Raw genomic sequence first — 15,372 nt, forward strand, 5'->3', positions numbered from 1 at the left:
GACTCAATGAAGAAACTGTTGCAAATTACGCTAATGGCTGCAGCCGTTCTCACCTTGGTCCTGGGGGGCACGGCCCTGGCCAAGACCCTGACCCTGGGCACCCTGAGCCCCATCACCGGCCCTTACGCCGCTGACGGTAACGACATTGTAAACGGCGCCAAGACTGCCGTGGAACTTTTCAAGGAAGCCGGTGGTATCGAAGGCTTCGACGATATCGAAGTTGTTTCCCAGGACAGCGCCTGCGATCCCCGCCAGGCTGTTGCCGCAGCCAACAAGCTGCTGAGCCTTGAAGTAGCCGCCGTTATCGGCTCCTACTGCTCCTCGGCCACCATCCCGGCTTCCGAGGTTCTTGATGAAGGCCCCATCCCCATGGTTACTCCGGCTTCCACCAACCCTCAGGTGACCACCCGCGGCCTTAAGTACATGTTCCGCATGTGCGGTATCGACGAGCATCAATCCCAGGCTGCCGTGAAGTTCATGAAGGATGTTCTGAAGGCCAAGACTGTTTTCATTCTTGACGACAAAACCACCTACTCCCAGCACCTGGCCGAGTATGTTGCAGAAGAAGCCAAGAAGCAGGGCATTGAAGTGCTGGCGCACGATCACGTCAACGAAGGCGACATGGACTTTTCCGCCGTGCTGACCAAGATCAAGCAAGCCAAGCCTGATGTTTTCTACATGAGCCTGCAGAACTCTTCTTCCGGTATCCGCATGATCAAGCAGTACCGCCAACTGGGCATTGAAAGCGCAGTGCTGAGCCAGGACGCTGTATACCACCCCAACTTCATCAAAGAAGCTCATGATGCAGCCCAGGGCGTATACTTTACCTTTGGCTGGGTGGACAAAGATTCCGAAAACTACAAGAAGTTCATCAACAAGTACTCCGATATGGTCGGTGATCCGGGCGCATACTCTGCCTACGCTTTTGACAGCGCCTACTCTATTCTCACCGCCATCAAGAATGCCGGCGGCTCCACCGACCCTGACGACATCCGCGAACAGATGATGAAGCTCGACATGGCAGGCGCCTCCAAGCACATCAAGTTCATGGACAACGGTGACTCCGGTTCCAACTACGTGATTTACGAAGTTAAGGGCGACGATTTCGTCCCCTATTACGATCCTGCCACCGGCAAGAAGTTCTAGCCGAAGACGAATTCCCTCTGCACGCGCCTTGGCATGGTCAAGGCGTGTGCAGAGCTTTGACTACGATAGACCTTTTTCGTCTTTTCTCGAGATTTCTCCCTGAAACATGTGTTTCCGGGAATTGCATAAGAGCATATTCTTTTTTTGACTGAACTGCTCACAACTGCGTCGCACACGGCGGAACAATGGATTTCTTTTTTCAACAACTCATCAATGGTGTGACCCTGGGCGGTTTTTACGCCCTTATCGCCCTCGGCTATACGATGGTCTTTGGGATCATCCAGCTCATCAACTTCGCCCACGGTGAATTTTATGCAGCCGGTGGCTATATGGGGGTGATTCTGCTTTCCTATTTCGCATCCCAGGGATTTGTGGAGACCCACCCCTGGTTATGCATGGGGGGGGCGTTCATTTTGGCCATGTGCTATTCGGCCATGCTGGCCATGGCGGTGGAGAAGGTTGCCTACATGCCCTTGCGCAACGCTTCCAGACTCTCCATGCTGCTTTCCGCTTTGGGTATGTCGATATTTCTTCAAAACGGGTTGATGCTGACCCAGGGCGTGTATGACAAGACCTACCCCAGTGTTTTCCAGTCCGGTGTTGTGGAAGTGGGCGATGTGACCATCAGCTACATGCAGATAATCATCGTGGTGCTTACTGCGGTACTGCTGGTGGGGCTCAACGCTCTGGTTTTCAAGACCAAGCTGGGCAAGGCCATGCGCGCAACAGCGCAGGACAAGGTCATGGCTGCCCTGGTGGGCATCAACGCCAACCGCATCATTTCCAGCACCTTTGCCATCGGCGCTGGCCTGGCCGCCGCTGCCGGCATCATGGTGGGCATGTATTATGGGGCGGTTCGTTATGACATGGGCTTTGTCCCAGGCATCAAGGCTTTTGCCGCTGCCGTACTTGGAGGCATTGGCAACATCACGGGCGCTATGATCGGGGGACTGGTCATCGGTCTGGTCGAAATTTTTGCCGCGGCGTATATCTCCAGCGAATACAAAGACGTATTCGCCTTCATCATCATGATCGCGGTCCTTTACTTCATGCCAACGGGCATTATGGGCGAGAATGTCGATGACACACGGGTTTAAAAAAGTATTCAAATCCTGGGCCATAGCCATGGTCTGGTTCTATGTGCTGCTTTGGCCGCTTATGGGCATTAAGCCCGAAGGTCTGGAGTTCAAGAACAGTCTGCAGGTTTGGGGGATCGTTGTTGTAGGGTCCTTTGTACTGGTCCTACTCTGGGTGCTCAAGCATCGTGGTAATTTGGACTTTATCGGCCGCCCCCTGGCCGCCTCTCAGCTTCGGGTTCGCAATGTCTACAGCTCCATGCCCGCATGGGTAGGGATATTGGGCGTGTTTTGCCTTGCCTGTATTTTTCCTTTCTTTGCGGATCGCTATGTGCTGGATGTGGGCATCAACGTACTCATCTACGTTTGCCTCGGGCTTGGGCTGAACATCGTCATTGGCCTTTGCGGCCTTTTGGACCTGGGCTATATCGCCTTTTATGGTGTGGGCGCCTATACCTACGCGTTGATGTCCATCACCTATGGCCTTTCCTTTTGGTTATGTCTGCCCATTTCCGCTTTCTTCGCATCCATTGCCGGGTGCATCATCGGCTACCCCACATTGCGTATGCGTGGCGACTATCTCGCCATCGTCACTCTGGGCTTCGGTGAAATCGTGCGTATCATCCTCAACAACTGGATGTCGTTGACCAATGGCCCCAATGGGGTGTTGGGCATCAAGGCGCCCGGTATCTACTACCCCAGTTTTGAAAACGGCATGGAGTGGATGCACCTGTACCTGAAAAAATTGCCCTATCTGTATTTCATTATCCTGGGGCTGACCATTTTCACCATCATCGCGATTTATCGGCTGAACTACTCCCGTATAGGGCGCGCCTGGGAGGCCATACGCGAAGATGAGACAGCGGCCGAGCTTATGGGGGTGAACACCTTCATTTTCAAGCTATACGCCTATGCCATGGGCGCCGTATTCGGCGGTCTTGCGGGCGCTTTTTTTGCTGCGCGCATGCGTTTTGTTTCCCCGGGCAGTTTTACGTTCATCGAGTCGGCCATGGTGCTTTCCATGGTGGTGCTCGGCGGCATGGCCTCAATCCCGGGCATAATTGTGGGCGCCCTGGCGCTTATTGCCTTGCCCGAGGTTTTTCGTGAATTTGAATCCTATCGTATGTTGGCTTTTGGTCTGGCAATGACAGTTATGATGATTTTCCGCCCCAAGGGTATTATTCCGGCGCCGCGTTTTGGCAGCCGTTCAGAGGAGGCGTAATGGAAACTCCCCTCCTCGAACTGCGCAACGTTTCTTCCGGCTATGGCAAGATCAAAGCCGTGAAGGATGTTTCACTAAAGGTCTATGAAAAAGAGATTGTGACTATTATTGGCGCAAATGGAGCGGGAAAGACATCCACGCTCATGACCATTTGCGGCATTGTCAAACCCTTTGCAGGTGAGATTTTCTACAGAGGGAAGCCCATCCATCAGCTGAAGCCTGACCTGCTCCCCAGTATGGGCCTGTGCCAGGTGCCTGAAGGGCGGCGCATTTTCCCCAGACTCAGCGTTCAGGACAACCTGGACATGGGCGCTTACTTCCGCAAAGACCGGCAAAATATTGCCGATGACCTGGAGCGTGTTCTCGAGCTTTTTCCCGTTTTACGCGAGCGGCGCAAGCAGCAGGGCGGTACTCTTTCCGGCGGCGAGCAACAGATGTTGGCGATTGGACGCGCGCTCATGGGGCGCCCCAAACTGCTGTTGCTGGATGAACCTTCCATGGGATTGGCGCCTCTTGTCGTAGAGCTGATCTTCGAGACCATTAAAGATATCAACGAGACACAGGGCACCACTATTTTGCTGGTGGAGCAAAACGCCAATCTGGCGCTGCATACCGCCACCAGAGGCTATGTGCTTGAAACCGGGTGCGTGGTGCTGGAAGACAATTCCAAAGCTCTGCTGCAGAATCAGGAAATCCGCAAAGCCTACCTGGGCGAGTAAACGCCGTTGCTCTTAGGCCCGCTCTCGATTATTTTGAGCGCGCCATGAGTTCTCTTTCCCGTCAAAACAAAGCTTATCTTTACGCCTTGGCCGCGGTGCTCTGCTGGAGCACCGTGGCCTCGGCATTCAAAATATCACTGCGTTATTGCGACGTCTGGCAATTGCTCTGTTATTCCAGCTTGGCTTCAACTCTGGTGCTGGGGGGGATTTTAGCCCTACAAGGGCGGTTGCTTGCGACTTTGCGAATGACCAGGCGGGATGCAGTTTGGTCCCTGGCCATGGGGATCATGAACCCGCTTGTCTATTATTTGATATTATTCAAAGCCTACGATTTGCTCCCAGCCCAGGAAGCGCAGCCCTTGAATTATACCTGGGCTGTGACACTGGCGTTGCTTTCCATCCCGCTGCTGGGGCAACGCATTCGTCTTCGTGAACTGTTTGCTGTTATTGTGAGCTATTCTGGTGTTGTGGTTATCGCCACCAGAGGTGATCTCCTTGGATTGCAGTTTTCCAACCCCCTTGGTGTGACTTTGGCGCTGGTCAGCACCATCATCTGGGCATTGTATTGGATATTCAACACTAAAGATACACGCGCCCCTGTTCCGGGATTGTTCTGTAACTTTCTTTTCTCGTTGCCGTTTGTAGTAATTGGCTGTGTGATGTTTTCTTCATTGCATGTTGCAGACACGGCAGGGTTGCTGGGTGCTGCCTATGTAGGTGTCTTTGAGATGGGGCTTACGTTCGTACTTTGGTTGAGTGCGTTACGACTTTCAGAGAATACCGCCAAAGTCGGGAATCTTATTTTTCTATCTCCTTTTCTCTCTTTGGTATTCATTTATTTTTTTGTTGGTGAAGAAATACTTCCCACAACCTATGCAGGACTGATATTGATCATGACCGGGTTGGCCATTCAACGCAGCGGACATTAGCGTAACTGCGCTTTGAAACTTTTTACGTGCAGCGGTGCATTGTGTTGAAACAATTAACTATTGCTGCAATTGTATATCTGGTTTCATGGCGATACGCTCCTGGCAGGGTGCTCACTGTGCTAAAAAGGGGTTGACCTGCGGGCAGGAAGAAGCCATACCACGGCTTTGCGTACAAAAGTTCAACCATCATAACTAGTTGGAAAAAGCATATGAACGTTGGATCGCTCACATTCTTGGAGTTCAAGGAAAAGGCAGCCGCATTTCATGGTTATCCAGCACCCGGTCTGCTGATCGGGGGGTACATGGTGGAACTTGGCAAAAGTCAGCTTCCGCCGGAAACGATTTTTGATGTAGTGGTGGAGACTCCCAAATGTTTGCCCGACGCTGTGCAGCTTTTGACGTTGTGCAGCTATGGTAACGGGTGGATGCGCGTTCTCAATCTGGGGCGCTACGCACTTGCGCTTTACGATAAGTACAATGGCTTGGGGGTTCGCGTTTATCTGGACCTGAAGAAAATGGAAGCCTGGCCGGAGATGATTTCCTGGTTTTTGAAGACCAAGCCCAAAAGAGAGCAGGATTCTGATCGGCTTTTTGCCGAGATTGAAGACGCCGGGTGGAATTGCTGTTCTATGCAGCGCATAAGGATGCCCCAGCGTTATCTGGAGCACCACTCCATGGGTGAGATAATTCCTTGCCCGGCGTGTGGCGAAGCCTATCCCGGGCGTGATGGCGCCATTTGCCGTGGTTGTCAGGGAGAATCGCCTTACTGCGATCCCGAAACCCCGCAAACATGCGATGCAGGAATGTACATGCGTCCAGTTCCTGTGGAGCAGGCCGTTGGGAAAAAGGCTTTGCACGATATGACCCAGATTATCCCCGGCAAGGAAAAGGATCCCGCCTTTTCGGCAGGGCAGACCATTACGATCGGTGATGTCTGCCGTCTGCAACAAATGGGGCGCGGTCATGTATATGTGGAAGGGGACGAACCTTCCAAAGAAGAGTGGGTGCACGAAAATGATGCGGCGCTGGCCTTTGCCCAGCGTATGGCTGGCCCCGGAGTTACCTTTGCAACGCCCCCGAAAGAGGGAAAGATCACCTTTGTTGCGGAGCAGGAGGGGTTGCTGAGCATAGACCGGCAGAAATTGACTCGCTTCAACATGATAGAAGGGGTCATGTGCACCTCGCGCCAGAGCAATCTTGTGGTTGAAAAAGACAAGGGCTTTGCCGCCACAAGAGCCATTCCGCTGTACCTGAACAGGACCACTTTTACTGCAGCTATGCAGGCCCTGGATGCAGGTCCGCTTTTTCGCGTGTTGCCCCTGGAGCCTTTGGACGTCGGTATTCTTGTTACGGGCAGTGAGGTATTCAAGGGACTTATCGAGGACAAGTTTGCACCGATAATTTCAAAGAAGGTCGAGAAGTTTGGATGCAAGGTTGTTGCAAAGGACATTGTTCCCGACGACAGGGAAGCCATTGCCGCGGCTTCCAAAAAGATGCTCGATGCCGGTGCAAAACTGCTGGTAACCACGGCGGGACTTTCTGTAGATCCTGATGATGTCACGCGCCTCGGTCTGCAGGACGCAGGACTTGAGGATGCCTTTTACGGCATTCCCGTGCTGCCCGGCGCCATGACCTTGGTAGGGCGCATGGGGGATGCCCGTGTAATCGGCGTGCCCGCCTGCGCACTGTTCTTCAAAACCACGAGCCTTGATCTTGTTCTGCCGCGTGTCTTGGCAGGGCAGGAATTTACCCGGCATGAGTTGGCGCTTTTGGGAGAGGGTGGTTTCTGTCTGAACTGCAAGTCCTGCACGTTCCCCAAGTGCCCATTTGGAAAATAATATAGCGTGAGCTCCCCTGCTTTGGGCAGGGAAAAGCTTTTCTTTTGCGCGCACCCCGGATATAATGCTGAAACCGGGGTGCGCGCCGGTTTTTTTGTGCGCGATATTTTATGCCGTGGTTGTGGGGATGAATATGCATAATTACGTAAATGCCATAGAGCAAACCATCCAGGACCTGGTGGACAAGGCGGCGGCCATCAAAAAAGGGGACGCCCCTGTTGAGACGACTTGCCGCAAGGGGTGGTGGGTTCTGGCCGTGGGCGACTCACTGGATGATAAATCCTTTGAGCAGCGCGATCATGTCAGGGATTGTTTGCGGCGGGAGTTGCTGCAACGCAACATCCGTCTCGCGGAATTCGTCTGGATATGGGATGCGACCAATCGCGCCCAAGTGGTATTGCGTACCTTCGAACATCGTGATCTTGCGGAAGCCTTTGCAGCGGCACTGGAAAAACGCGGATTGCGCGTGCGTCTTGCCAGGCAGTGGGATACTTTCGACGAACGATAGTCCTTTTTCAATCGCTTCATTTGTTTTTCAGGTTGCTTGCCGTTCTGCCTCCAAATCCGGCACTGCCTCTTTTTGTTCGCCTAAAATCCATTAAAGAATGTAAGGATACAAGATGCACCGTAATTTAGACAGCATGACGCTTTATGAATTTTTCGATCACGCCCTGCGCGAACTCTACAGCCTGGAAGAGATGTTTGAATCCTTTGGGCAACAGCAAACTGCGGATGTTTTGCGGAGTGTGGTGGAAATGGCCTATGCAAAGCTGGCCGATGTTGGTGCGGTCATTGAACGGGATTTGGGGCGTATTCAATTGCATGTAAATGATTTTGGGGAGCCCCAGCAGATTGAATTGGTCATGAAACCTTCGGAAGAGTCTCTGCAGTAGGAGTATCACTCCCCGTCTTTTTGTCTTTGTTGTGTCAGGCGTGTCTTTTTTGGATGGCGCGCTTTAAGCGCCAACAGTCTGCGTTCCTCAAATTCCCGTCCTTGCAATTCTCGCAGCAGGAGGACCCGAGCCGCTCCTGGGCAGAGCGCCATGGCGTCCAGCGTGTATTCTCTTCCGTTTTCGTCTTGTTCCCGCCATGGTGAGCTGCGTAAAATACTTCTGCTGCCCAGCATCCAGAAAGGCTCGGCCTGCTGTAGAAAGTGGTCCAACATGGCGGAACGCTGCCAGGGGAGGGTGCCCTGACGTTGCGGCGCAACAAAGAGATGCTCCGCAAATTGGGGTATATGCCCTGCGATTTTGAAGCTGTAGGGAGCCAGGCGTTCCCATATAACTGTGTTCAGGCAGCGAAAGATGTCAGCCAACAATGTGTTGTTATCCATTCTTACTCCCTCGAATAATACACAATGGGTCAGCTAGCCCCCACTTCGACAGGTTCAAGGCGTGCGATCCGTGCGTCAGGCCGTCGCCAATCAGATTTCCTCACTGAGAGCGCCATGGAAGAAACGATCTATGGCGTCAATGATCCGCAACCACCCTCTTTCTGAGCGAAAGTCGACACCACCAAAATGTCTGTGAAGTAGAGAGCGGACCAGCAAATGATGGATGGAGCCGGCCATGACCACCACCAATGCCGTGAGGTCCACCTCATCGGGGGTGTCCTCATGCAGGTGTTCGAAAAATTCCAGTGCCGTGCGAACGCGCACTTGTTCGAGCAATTCCTGACGGTCGTCGCGTTGTCTCAATTCCCATGCAAGAATGTTAACAGTTTGTGGGCGCTTGCGTAAGGCTTTGAGATACTGTTTGAAAAACCAGGCCATTTGTTCTTCCGGGGGAAGGGCCTTGAGTTCTTCTTCGCGGTTATCGAGCAGTTCCTGTGCTGTCGGCCAGAACAGTTCGCTATGCCCGTACTCTTTGACGAGGTTGTTGAAACTGCCGAAAACATGCCGTATTAATTCTTTCTTAACCCCGGCGCTATTGGCTACTGCGTTGGCTGTCAGGCCGGAGTAGCCATTACGGGATAAAACGTCTCCTACGGCAATTATAAACCGTTCTCTCGTGTCTTGAGGTTGTCCGATGGGGATGACTTTCGCCATATTTAATTGACTCCTGGCCTGCGCCTGGATTTTTGTTTTAGTTTTTCTATCTTAAATACCACAAATACCTTCCAATAACACTATTGACATCATGTGAGAATAGAAAGAGTAAATAAAATGAGTTTTAATTTCAAAAATGCTGGAAACTCAGGTGACTCCCTGCACCTTGCAGGGATCGGGTACTTATGTAACTAAGTTGTCGGTCTTTTTGGTGCATCGCGTAATATTAGAATAAAGCCCGAGTGTTTGTCACCCAGCAAACGGGTGACTGAAGCGAAAACAAATGGAGAGGAAGATGGGGCCCAGGCAATGACGGACGCGAATAATATACGACGGGACGCTGACAGCCGTTCTCGATCGAAACGCATCATTCCACTGCGCGTTGGCGTCATGCTTTCCATTTTCGTGCTCCTGGCGTCTTTGCTTGTGGCGATGTCCGTTGCACAATATTATTTTGTTCAGATAGAAACGCAAAATAGCAGAGAGCTTCTGACCAAACAAAGCGAGGCTGGAATAACCGCTGCTTTGCGTATGATGCAGGCTGGCTTCACGCTGTTACAGGAATCCCAGCAGTTTGATCTTTCACCCTCCTTGACTACATTCGCCCATGCTTATGACGCCGCAGTGGGGGACCTGGATGAGGTCAACCTGGATGCGTTGAAAGCGGCTTATGGTGCGAATTATGATTTTTACATCATAGATGCTGATTGTGGCGCCATGCTCGAGACCACTGACGCCACCGACAAAGGTCTCAATTTCTCAACTACTTCAGATTTCTGGATCACCCTTAAAGACAAACTGAAGCCTGGTGTAGTGATCTCTGGACCTGTCAGTCAGAAAATACGCAATGGGGCACTGCGGCATTACGAGTACCTTCTGATGCCCAATGGCCGCCATATACTTGAAGTGGGAATCAAAGTTGCGGCTTTTGAGCTGGGGTTTGATATTCTCAACTACGAAAATGTCGCCGCGGAACTTGTTCGATTGGACCCGTCGCTTGAATCGGTGCGGGTTTTCCAGCGCAATGGCTACCTTGATATGCACCCTGATGGACAGAGGGCTGAAAAGGAAGTTCGCAAACATATTGCCGAGGCAGTGAAGCAGAAACGCACCATATTGGTAAAGGACGAAACCAGCGGCAAGATACGGCGCTATGTCTTTTTGGATCTTTCAGGAGAGAATGGCTGGCCCATTTATAAGGTCGTGGAAATGACCTACATCAGCGATCCATCGCATAGCCGGCTTGACCATCTTGTCTGGCAACAAGCGATGATCGGGCTTGTTTTTCTCTGTTTAGGGCTCTTTGCCGCCATCTGGCTGGCTTCGCGAATTACTGCGCCTCTCAAACGTATTATTTCAGATGTGGACAGGATTGCTGCCGGAGACACCGAGCACAATATCAGCATCGAGAGCAAGAACGAACTGCGCATTCTGGAAGAGAGCGTTGCCTATCTCGTCACGCGGGACAGGGACCAGTTTCGGGAGCTCGAAAAAGCAGAAGCTGAATTGAGTGAACGCAATACCGCATTGGAGAAGGCTAATACGGGATTGCAGCGTGAAATGGGCGTCCGCAGTGCCATGGAAGCGGAACTGCTGAAGACAGAGACTATTCTGCGGGCTTTTCTCGATGCAGATACTGAAAGCGCCATCCTGGTGGATCTTGATGGGCACATTGTGGAGTTGAACCGCGTTGCCACTGAGCGGATAGGCGTTGCACGAAGCAAACTTATTGGTACAAATATAAATGAGTATGTTGATTGGGAAACCTTTGAGCGCTGTTTCGCCGCCAGTGAAGAAATTATTTGTAATAAGACGCCAAAACGATTTGAAGTTAAGGATGGGAAACGTTTTTTAGATATTGTTTTGGGTCCTGTTTTCGATAGAGACGGCGAGGTAGCTTACCTTGCTGTTCATGTCTCAGATATGACTGAGAAGAATCTGGCGAATGCTGAAGCCCAACAGCTCTCTGTCTACTTTCAACAGTTGTTTGAAAACTCGCCCCTCGCCATTGCTATCTATGATGCAGAAGGATTTGTGCGCGGCGTCAATAGAGCCTTTGAAAAACTCTTCCAGTATGAAAGCGAAGAGTTGATGGGAAAGGTGACGCGCGGCTTTATTGTCCCTGTTGACAAGTTGGACGAAGCCGACGCCATATCGGAACGTCAGGCTGCCGGCGAGATGGTTCAGATCGAAACAGTGCGCAAGCGTAAGGATGGAAGGCTTGTTCAGGTTTCTGTGCTCAGCTTCCCCATTGTCATCAGGGGCAAGCGAGAGGGCGTTTATATCATTTATGAAGATATCACGGAGAGAAAATACGCTGAAGAACGGTTGGTGCATCAAACGTTTCACGATCCACTGACAGGCTCTCCCAACAGAGCCTTGCTCCTGGATCGTTTGCACCAGGTGATCCAGCGTATGCGTGAGCGCAGGTTGCCCCTTTTCGCGCTTCTCTACCTGGATCTCGACCGTTTCAAGGTTGTTAATGACAGCCTTGGGCATCAGGTCGGCGATCAACTCCTCTTTGAGATAACCAGGAAGCTGCAGGAAATGGTGCGCAGTACGGATACTGTATCGCGCATAGGGGGCGATGAATTTGCCGTATTGCTGGGCGAGTTGGACTCCCCGCGTGAAGCCATGGCCATGGCGCAACGCATTTTAGAGGATTTGAACCGCCCCATTAAGATAAATGAGCAGGAGATTTACCTTTCCGCCAGCATAGGTGTGGTTGTGGGGCCTGTTCGTCATGAGCGCGCAGAGTTTATCCTCAGAGATGCTGAAATCGCCATGTATCGGGCCAAAGGTATGGGGCGCAACCGTATCAAGCTTTTCATCTCTGATATGCGTGAGCAGGCCGCAGAAGTCCTGCGACTTGAAAACGATTTACGCAAGGCGGTGGAAAAGGGCGAGTTTGTTTTGCACTACCAGCCGCTTATCAATATGCGTACCGGCGAGGTGGATTCCTTCGAGGCATTGCTGCGTTGGCAGCACCCCTTGAAAGGGATGATCTTCCCGGATGAGTTCATTCCCGTGGCCGAAGACTCTGGCCTGATCATCCCCATGGGAATATTTGTTCTGGAGCAGGCGTGCCGGCAGGTGCGGTTATGGCAGGAGCAGTTTCCACAGCATGCAGCGCTCGGCATCAGCGTTAACCTTTCGGCAAAACAATTCCGTCAGGCACAGCTCATCGATCATATAAGCTCAACTGTGAAAGCTTCTGGGCTGGAAATGGAGAGCGTCAAGCTGGAAATCACCGAGAGCGTTGTCATGGAAAACGCGCAGTCCGCACGCACCATGCTCCAGCGCTTGAAGTCGCTTAATTTGAAGCTTTCCATTGATGATTTCGGTACGGGCTATTCATCCCTTTCCTATCTGCGCCAATTTCCCATTGATACGCTGAAGATCGACCGCTCCTTTGTCATGCGCATGGATGAGCGTGAGGAGGACGTGGAGATAGTGCGCGCCATTATATCCCTGGCGCACAACATGAAAATGGATGTTGTGGCCGAAGGCGTGGAGAATGAACGCCATGTTGCGCAGCTCACATCCATGGAATGCGATTTCTTTCAGGGGTACCATTTCTCGCGCCCCATGTCGGCTGCTCAGGCCGAGGAGTATCTTGCTGCGGCAAAGGACGGGCAAGTGCCGACAAACGGGAATACGTAAGGCTTTTTACCTGTCAGGCAAGAAAAAGCCCCCTTGCCGCAGTCGCGGCAAGGGGGCTTGCTGTTTATAAGGCGGGTGGCGGCAGGAAACTGCTTTTAACTGCGTGTAAAAATGAAAAAGGTCTACTCACCCTTGTGCAGTTCGAGCTTGCCCCTATGGGGGGTGGTGGAAGATTTGCCAGAGGGAGCTTTGCCTGATTTATTACCGGGGTTGCTCTTCTCCGCGTCAGAAGGGGGTTGCGTGCTTTTACTTTGCTTAAGACATGTCTCAATATCCACACCGGAATCAACGCAGGCCTGTTGCTCGGAATTCAGAACCTGTTCCTGACACCACCCCAAGCGTTGCCCCATGTTCTGAAAAAAGGCGCCGACCAGCATGAAAAAAAGCGTCATGGTCACAGTTACTATGGAGCGAGTATATTTCATAATTATTCCCTCTTAAGTGGGTTTGCGCAGTACGTTAGTCAATTGTGTAATCTATAACACGACGTTTGTTTCCGGATGCATCGTAATCATTATCTTTTACAAAGCTGAGGATGAATTCAGAATACCTGGCTTCCTGGGTTTGTCCACCTGTTGCTTCGGTGAATCCAAAAGTGAACTTTTCAAACTTACTGTGCATGTCAGCAGCAAGTGTAAACGTCTTGACCAGGATTGGGGCATTGAAATGGGAGCAGGTATCAACGGCAAACCCTCCCTGATTAGAGCACAGGAACCTGCTTGTATCAGAGAAGTAAATGTCATCGTTGGAAGGATTGCTGGGGTCATACTCGAAATACTCTGCACACGGAGTGCTATTGGCGGTGCTGCATCTTCTGATCCAGGACGTGAGCGTGTATTCTCCGGACGCAACATTTCGCTCTACCTCGAGCCTGAAGGCAAAGGGCTGGTCTTCCCATTGGAACGTACTGGACCAGAATTCAGCGGAAGTCTGGTTTAACCCGTCACCGTGCCTGTTGTCGTCAAACGTCGTGGCGCCGAGGGCTGTTGCCTGGTTGCCATAAAGATCCCGGTACGGTCTGTACCACGACTGGTGATAGTGGGCGCAATCAATATCAGAAAGCGAGTCATTCCCCCAGAATACGTAGGCGATATGGTCTCGGTTGTTGTCTCTGCGTTGTGAAGTGACAACATGATCGTAGATATAGTTGCACATCCACCCGGTTCCGGAGTTGACATAGTTATCAAATTCGATGCCGATTTTCGGGGGTTGAATGCCGTTCTGTTCGGGGTCGAGCCAGTATTTTACATCAGAAGGGGATCCATAATCGCGGTAGACACGACCATCCGCAGCATAGCCGATCATCTCGCCGTGTTGGGAGTCGCCACCAACAGAAGTGAAGGATTTTACCCCGTCATAGCCTGCGCCGCAGCTCCAGCATGGGCAATCGCCCGTAGTGCACACAGTGACAGGTGTGCTGTAATAGGGGTTGAGCCCCAGGGAGTTGTTCGTGCCAAAAAAGGTGAAGACAATTCCATCTGCAGTATTCGCATTGTTACTGTCATAGGAACTGACGAAGAATATGCGAAAACCATCCTTGAAGTCGCATCCAATGGGGTCACCGGCATCGGAATAGTTGCAGATGTTTCGCCCCCAGTTGAGGGTCTTGTCACCGGTGTAGTACATCGCGCCAAAAGCGTTGTTGATGTTGTGGCCAATGGAAAATGTTTTATCGTCGTGCTTTACGATGGGCACCTTGTTTGGGTCGGAAGTCATTGTGTCGAAGTCATCGAAGTCGTCGCGAAATGTAATGGAGCCAGGGGATTCACCATTGAATTGCGTGAAGATGACGTAGTTTGCTTCATTTGGGGTATTGTCATGCACAGTGCCTACCACACGGACTTCATAGAGAGTGTCCATTGTGGGTAGTTTACGCACGCTGGTGTAGGTGAACTGGCCAACATCTGGAATGGTGAAGGTGTGGCCTTCAAGGTCGATATAATCTTCGCGGAAGTGCCTGATATAATTGTATCCGGCCAAAGCCATATAGCGTGCCTGCGCAGATGCAATCTGGTTCAACTGCGAAAGGGTGCCCGTAGAAGTGAAGGAGGAGATTGCCGCTGCCAACGTTGAAATGACGACGATGACCAGGATGACGTAAAGCAGGGCAACGCCACTTTGTCCGTCACTTTTATTTTCAAAGGAGTGATGTCTTGTCATGGTTTTCTCCTAAAGATAAAACTTTGGGACTATACTGGTTGTAAAAGTGACGGGTGTTTCGTTAACAGAATCTTCAATAACAAGGGTTACATCCACCTTTCGTGTGCCAAGACGGGAAAAAGAACTTTGCGGATTACCGTCAGCATCGATGTATTGAAGGGTAAAGCCTGTGACTTCATCACATAAAGTAACACCATTGATGGTGATGTTGTTGCCATTTCTCAAAATCTGTACGTTGGTGGCAGTGCCTCTGTTCAAGCCATAGTTGGCATTGAAAGTGATACTGGTTGCAGAAGACGACGACACTTCATATCCAACATCCATGGTAGTGTCATGGTCGACATGGTAGCTTGGCGGATTGTAGGCAATGTGCGTCAATTCAACAGTAATGCGGTCAAGAGTTGCCTGTGCTTTTTGTGCAACATCAATATTTTGCTCAGCAAAAACAAAACCGCGTATGGCGTTGACAAATCCCAAGGTCCCTGCAGTAGCCACTATGCCCAGGATTATGAGCACCGCAATGAGTTCTACGAGCGTGAATCCGTTTTGATTATTCATGATACCCTCGTTGC

Annotated in this window: 14 protein-coding genes; 9 read left to right on the plus strand and 5 right to left on the minus strand. The window is 51.4% G+C overall.

The annotated features are described in order from the left end of the window. Positions 1-6: 6 nt before the first annotated feature. From ACZ5EH_RS16600 to ACZ5EH_RS16635, 8 genes are all read left to right on the plus strand, one after another. On the plus strand, positions 7-1,146 hold the full coding sequence (locus tag ACZ5EH_RS16600; protein ID WP_464274990.1) for a branched-chain amino acid ABC transporter substrate-binding protein: 1,140 nt from the start codon (positions 7-9) through the stop codon (positions 1,144-1,146). Positions 1,147-1,331: 185 nt separating this feature from the next. Next, positions 1,332-2,243, plus strand: a complete 912-nt coding sequence (locus ACZ5EH_RS16605) for a branched-chain amino acid ABC transporter permease (protein WP_464274991.1) — start codon at positions 1,332-1,334, stop codon at positions 2,241-2,243. Continuing rightward, entirely contained in the window at positions 2,227-3,444 is a 1,218-nt protein-coding gene (locus ACZ5EH_RS16610) for an ABC transporter permease subunit (RefSeq protein WP_464274992.1), read from the plus strand. The genes ACZ5EH_RS16605 and ACZ5EH_RS16610 overlap by 17 nt, the downstream gene beginning before the upstream one ends. Continuing rightward, positions 3,444-4,163: an ABC transporter ATP-binding protein gene (locus ACZ5EH_RS16615; protein WP_464274993.1), complete on the plus strand. Its 720-nt coding sequence runs from the start codon at positions 3,444-3,446 to the stop codon at positions 4,161-4,163. The genes ACZ5EH_RS16610 and ACZ5EH_RS16615 overlap by 1 nt, the downstream gene beginning before the upstream one ends. 44 nt (positions 4,164-4,207) lie before the next feature. Beyond that, the gene (locus ACZ5EH_RS16620) at positions 4,208-5,092 is read left to right on the plus strand and encodes a DMT family transporter (RefSeq protein WP_464274994.1); all 885 of its coding nucleotides are present in this window, start codon (positions 4,208-4,210) and stop codon (positions 5,090-5,092) included. Positions 5,093-5,301: 209 nt separating this feature from the next. Continuing rightward, entirely contained in the window at positions 5,302-6,930 is a 1,629-nt protein-coding gene (locus ACZ5EH_RS16625; RefSeq protein ID WP_464274995.1) for an FmdE family protein, read from the plus strand. A 133-nt stretch (positions 6,931-7,063) separates the two neighbouring features. After that, positions 7,064-7,438 (plus strand): hypothetical protein, encoded by a 375-nt coding sequence (locus ACZ5EH_RS16630; protein ID WP_464274996.1) that lies wholly within the window; start codon positions 7,064-7,066, stop codon positions 7,436-7,438. 112 nt (positions 7,439-7,550) lie between these two features. Then, entirely contained in the window at positions 7,551-7,823 is a 273-nt protein-coding gene (locus ACZ5EH_RS16635; RefSeq protein WP_464274997.1) for a hypothetical protein, read from the plus strand. A 5-nt stretch (positions 7,824-7,828) separates the two neighbouring features. Here ACZ5EH_RS16635 and ACZ5EH_RS16640 read toward each other — a convergent pair whose 3' ends face one another. Next, the gene (locus ACZ5EH_RS16640; RefSeq protein ID WP_464274998.1) at positions 7,829-8,263 is read right to left on the minus strand and encodes a hypothetical protein; all 435 of its coding nucleotides are present in this window, start codon (positions 8,261-8,263) and stop codon (positions 7,829-7,831) included. A gap of 90 nt (positions 8,264-8,353) precedes the next feature. Continuing rightward, positions 8,354-8,977, minus strand: coding sequence for a TetR/AcrR family transcriptional regulator (locus tag ACZ5EH_RS16645; protein WP_464274999.1), 624 nt, complete (start codon positions 8,975-8,977; stop codon positions 8,354-8,356). Positions 8,978-9,286: 309 nt separating this feature from the next. Here ACZ5EH_RS16645 and ACZ5EH_RS16650 point away from each other — a divergent pair, with 309 nt between their 5' ends. Continuing rightward, positions 9,287-12,640 (plus strand): EAL domain-containing protein, encoded by a 3,354-nt coding sequence (locus ACZ5EH_RS16650; RefSeq protein WP_464275000.1) that lies wholly within the window; start codon positions 9,287-9,289, stop codon positions 12,638-12,640. Positions 12,641-12,762: 122 nt separating this feature from the next. Here ACZ5EH_RS16650 and ACZ5EH_RS16655 read toward each other — a convergent pair whose 3' ends face one another. From ACZ5EH_RS16655 to ACZ5EH_RS16665, 3 genes are read right to left on the minus strand one after another with little or no spacing between them, the layout of a single operon-like run. After that, positions 12,763-13,065, minus strand: coding sequence for a hypothetical protein (locus tag ACZ5EH_RS16655; protein WP_464275001.1), 303 nt, complete (start codon positions 13,063-13,065; stop codon positions 12,763-12,765). A gap of 34 nt (positions 13,066-13,099) precedes the next feature. Next, positions 13,100-14,800, minus strand: coding sequence for a hypothetical protein (locus ACZ5EH_RS16660; RefSeq protein WP_464275002.1), 1,701 nt, complete (start codon positions 14,798-14,800; stop codon positions 13,100-13,102). A 9-nt stretch (positions 14,801-14,809) separates the two neighbouring features. Then, positions 14,810-15,358, minus strand: coding sequence for a prepilin-type N-terminal cleavage/methylation domain-containing protein (locus tag ACZ5EH_RS16665; RefSeq protein ID WP_464275003.1), 549 nt, complete (start codon positions 15,356-15,358; stop codon positions 14,810-14,812). Positions 15,359-15,372: the final 14 nt, after the last annotated feature.

Source organism: Desulfovibrio biadhensis, assembly GCF_055388615.1.

Bases quoted from the DNA above. Each gene is read 5' to 3' on its own strand.
- ACZ5EH_RS16635 (WP_464274997.1), top strand. From the start codon at position 7,551: ATGCACCGTAATTTAGACAGCATGACGCTTTATGAATTTTTCGATCAC.
- ACZ5EH_RS16630 (WP_464274996.1), top strand. From the start codon at position 7,064: ATGCATAATTACGTAAATGCCATAGAGCAAACCATCCAGGACCTGGTG.
- ACZ5EH_RS16645 (WP_464274999.1), bottom strand. From the start codon at position 8,977: ATGGCGAAAGTCATCCCCATCGGACAACCTCAAGACACGAGAGAACGG.
- ACZ5EH_RS16660 (WP_464275002.1), bottom strand. From the start codon at position 14,800: ATGACAAGACATCACTCCTTTGAAAATAAAAGTGACGGACAAAGTGGC.
- ACZ5EH_RS16615 (WP_464274993.1), top strand. From the start codon at position 3,444: ATGGAAACTCCCCTCCTCGAACTGCGCAACGTTTCTTCCGGCTATGGC.
- ACZ5EH_RS16605 (WP_464274991.1), top strand. From the start codon at position 1,332: ATGGATTTCTTTTTTCAACAACTCATCAATGGTGTGACCCTGGGCGGT.
- ACZ5EH_RS16610 (WP_464274992.1), top strand. From the start codon at position 2,227: ATGACACACGGGTTTAAAAAAGTATTCAAATCCTGGGCCATAGCCATG.
- ACZ5EH_RS16640 (WP_464274998.1), bottom strand. From the start codon at position 8,263: ATGGATAACAACACATTGTTGGCTGACATCTTTCGCTGCCTGAACACA.
- ACZ5EH_RS16600 (WP_464274990.1), top strand. From the start codon at position 7: ATGAAGAAACTGTTGCAAATTACGCTAATGGCTGCAGCCGTTCTCACC.
- ACZ5EH_RS16620 (WP_464274994.1), top strand. From the start codon at position 4,208: ATGAGTTCTCTTTCCCGTCAAAACAAAGCTTATCTTTACGCCTTGGCC.
- ACZ5EH_RS16665 (WP_464275003.1), bottom strand. From the start codon at position 15,358: ATGAATAATCAAAACGGATTCACGCTCGTAGAACTCATTGCGGTGCTC.
- ACZ5EH_RS16655 (WP_464275001.1), bottom strand. From the start codon at position 13,065: ATGAAATATACTCGCTCCATAGTAACTGTGACCATGACGCTTTTTTTC.
- ACZ5EH_RS16650 (WP_464275000.1), top strand. From the start codon at position 9,287: ATGACGGACGCGAATAATATACGACGGGACGCTGACAGCCGTTCTCGA.
- ACZ5EH_RS16625 (WP_464274995.1), top strand. From the start codon at position 5,302: ATGAACGTTGGATCGCTCACATTCTTGGAGTTCAAGGAAAAGGCAGCC.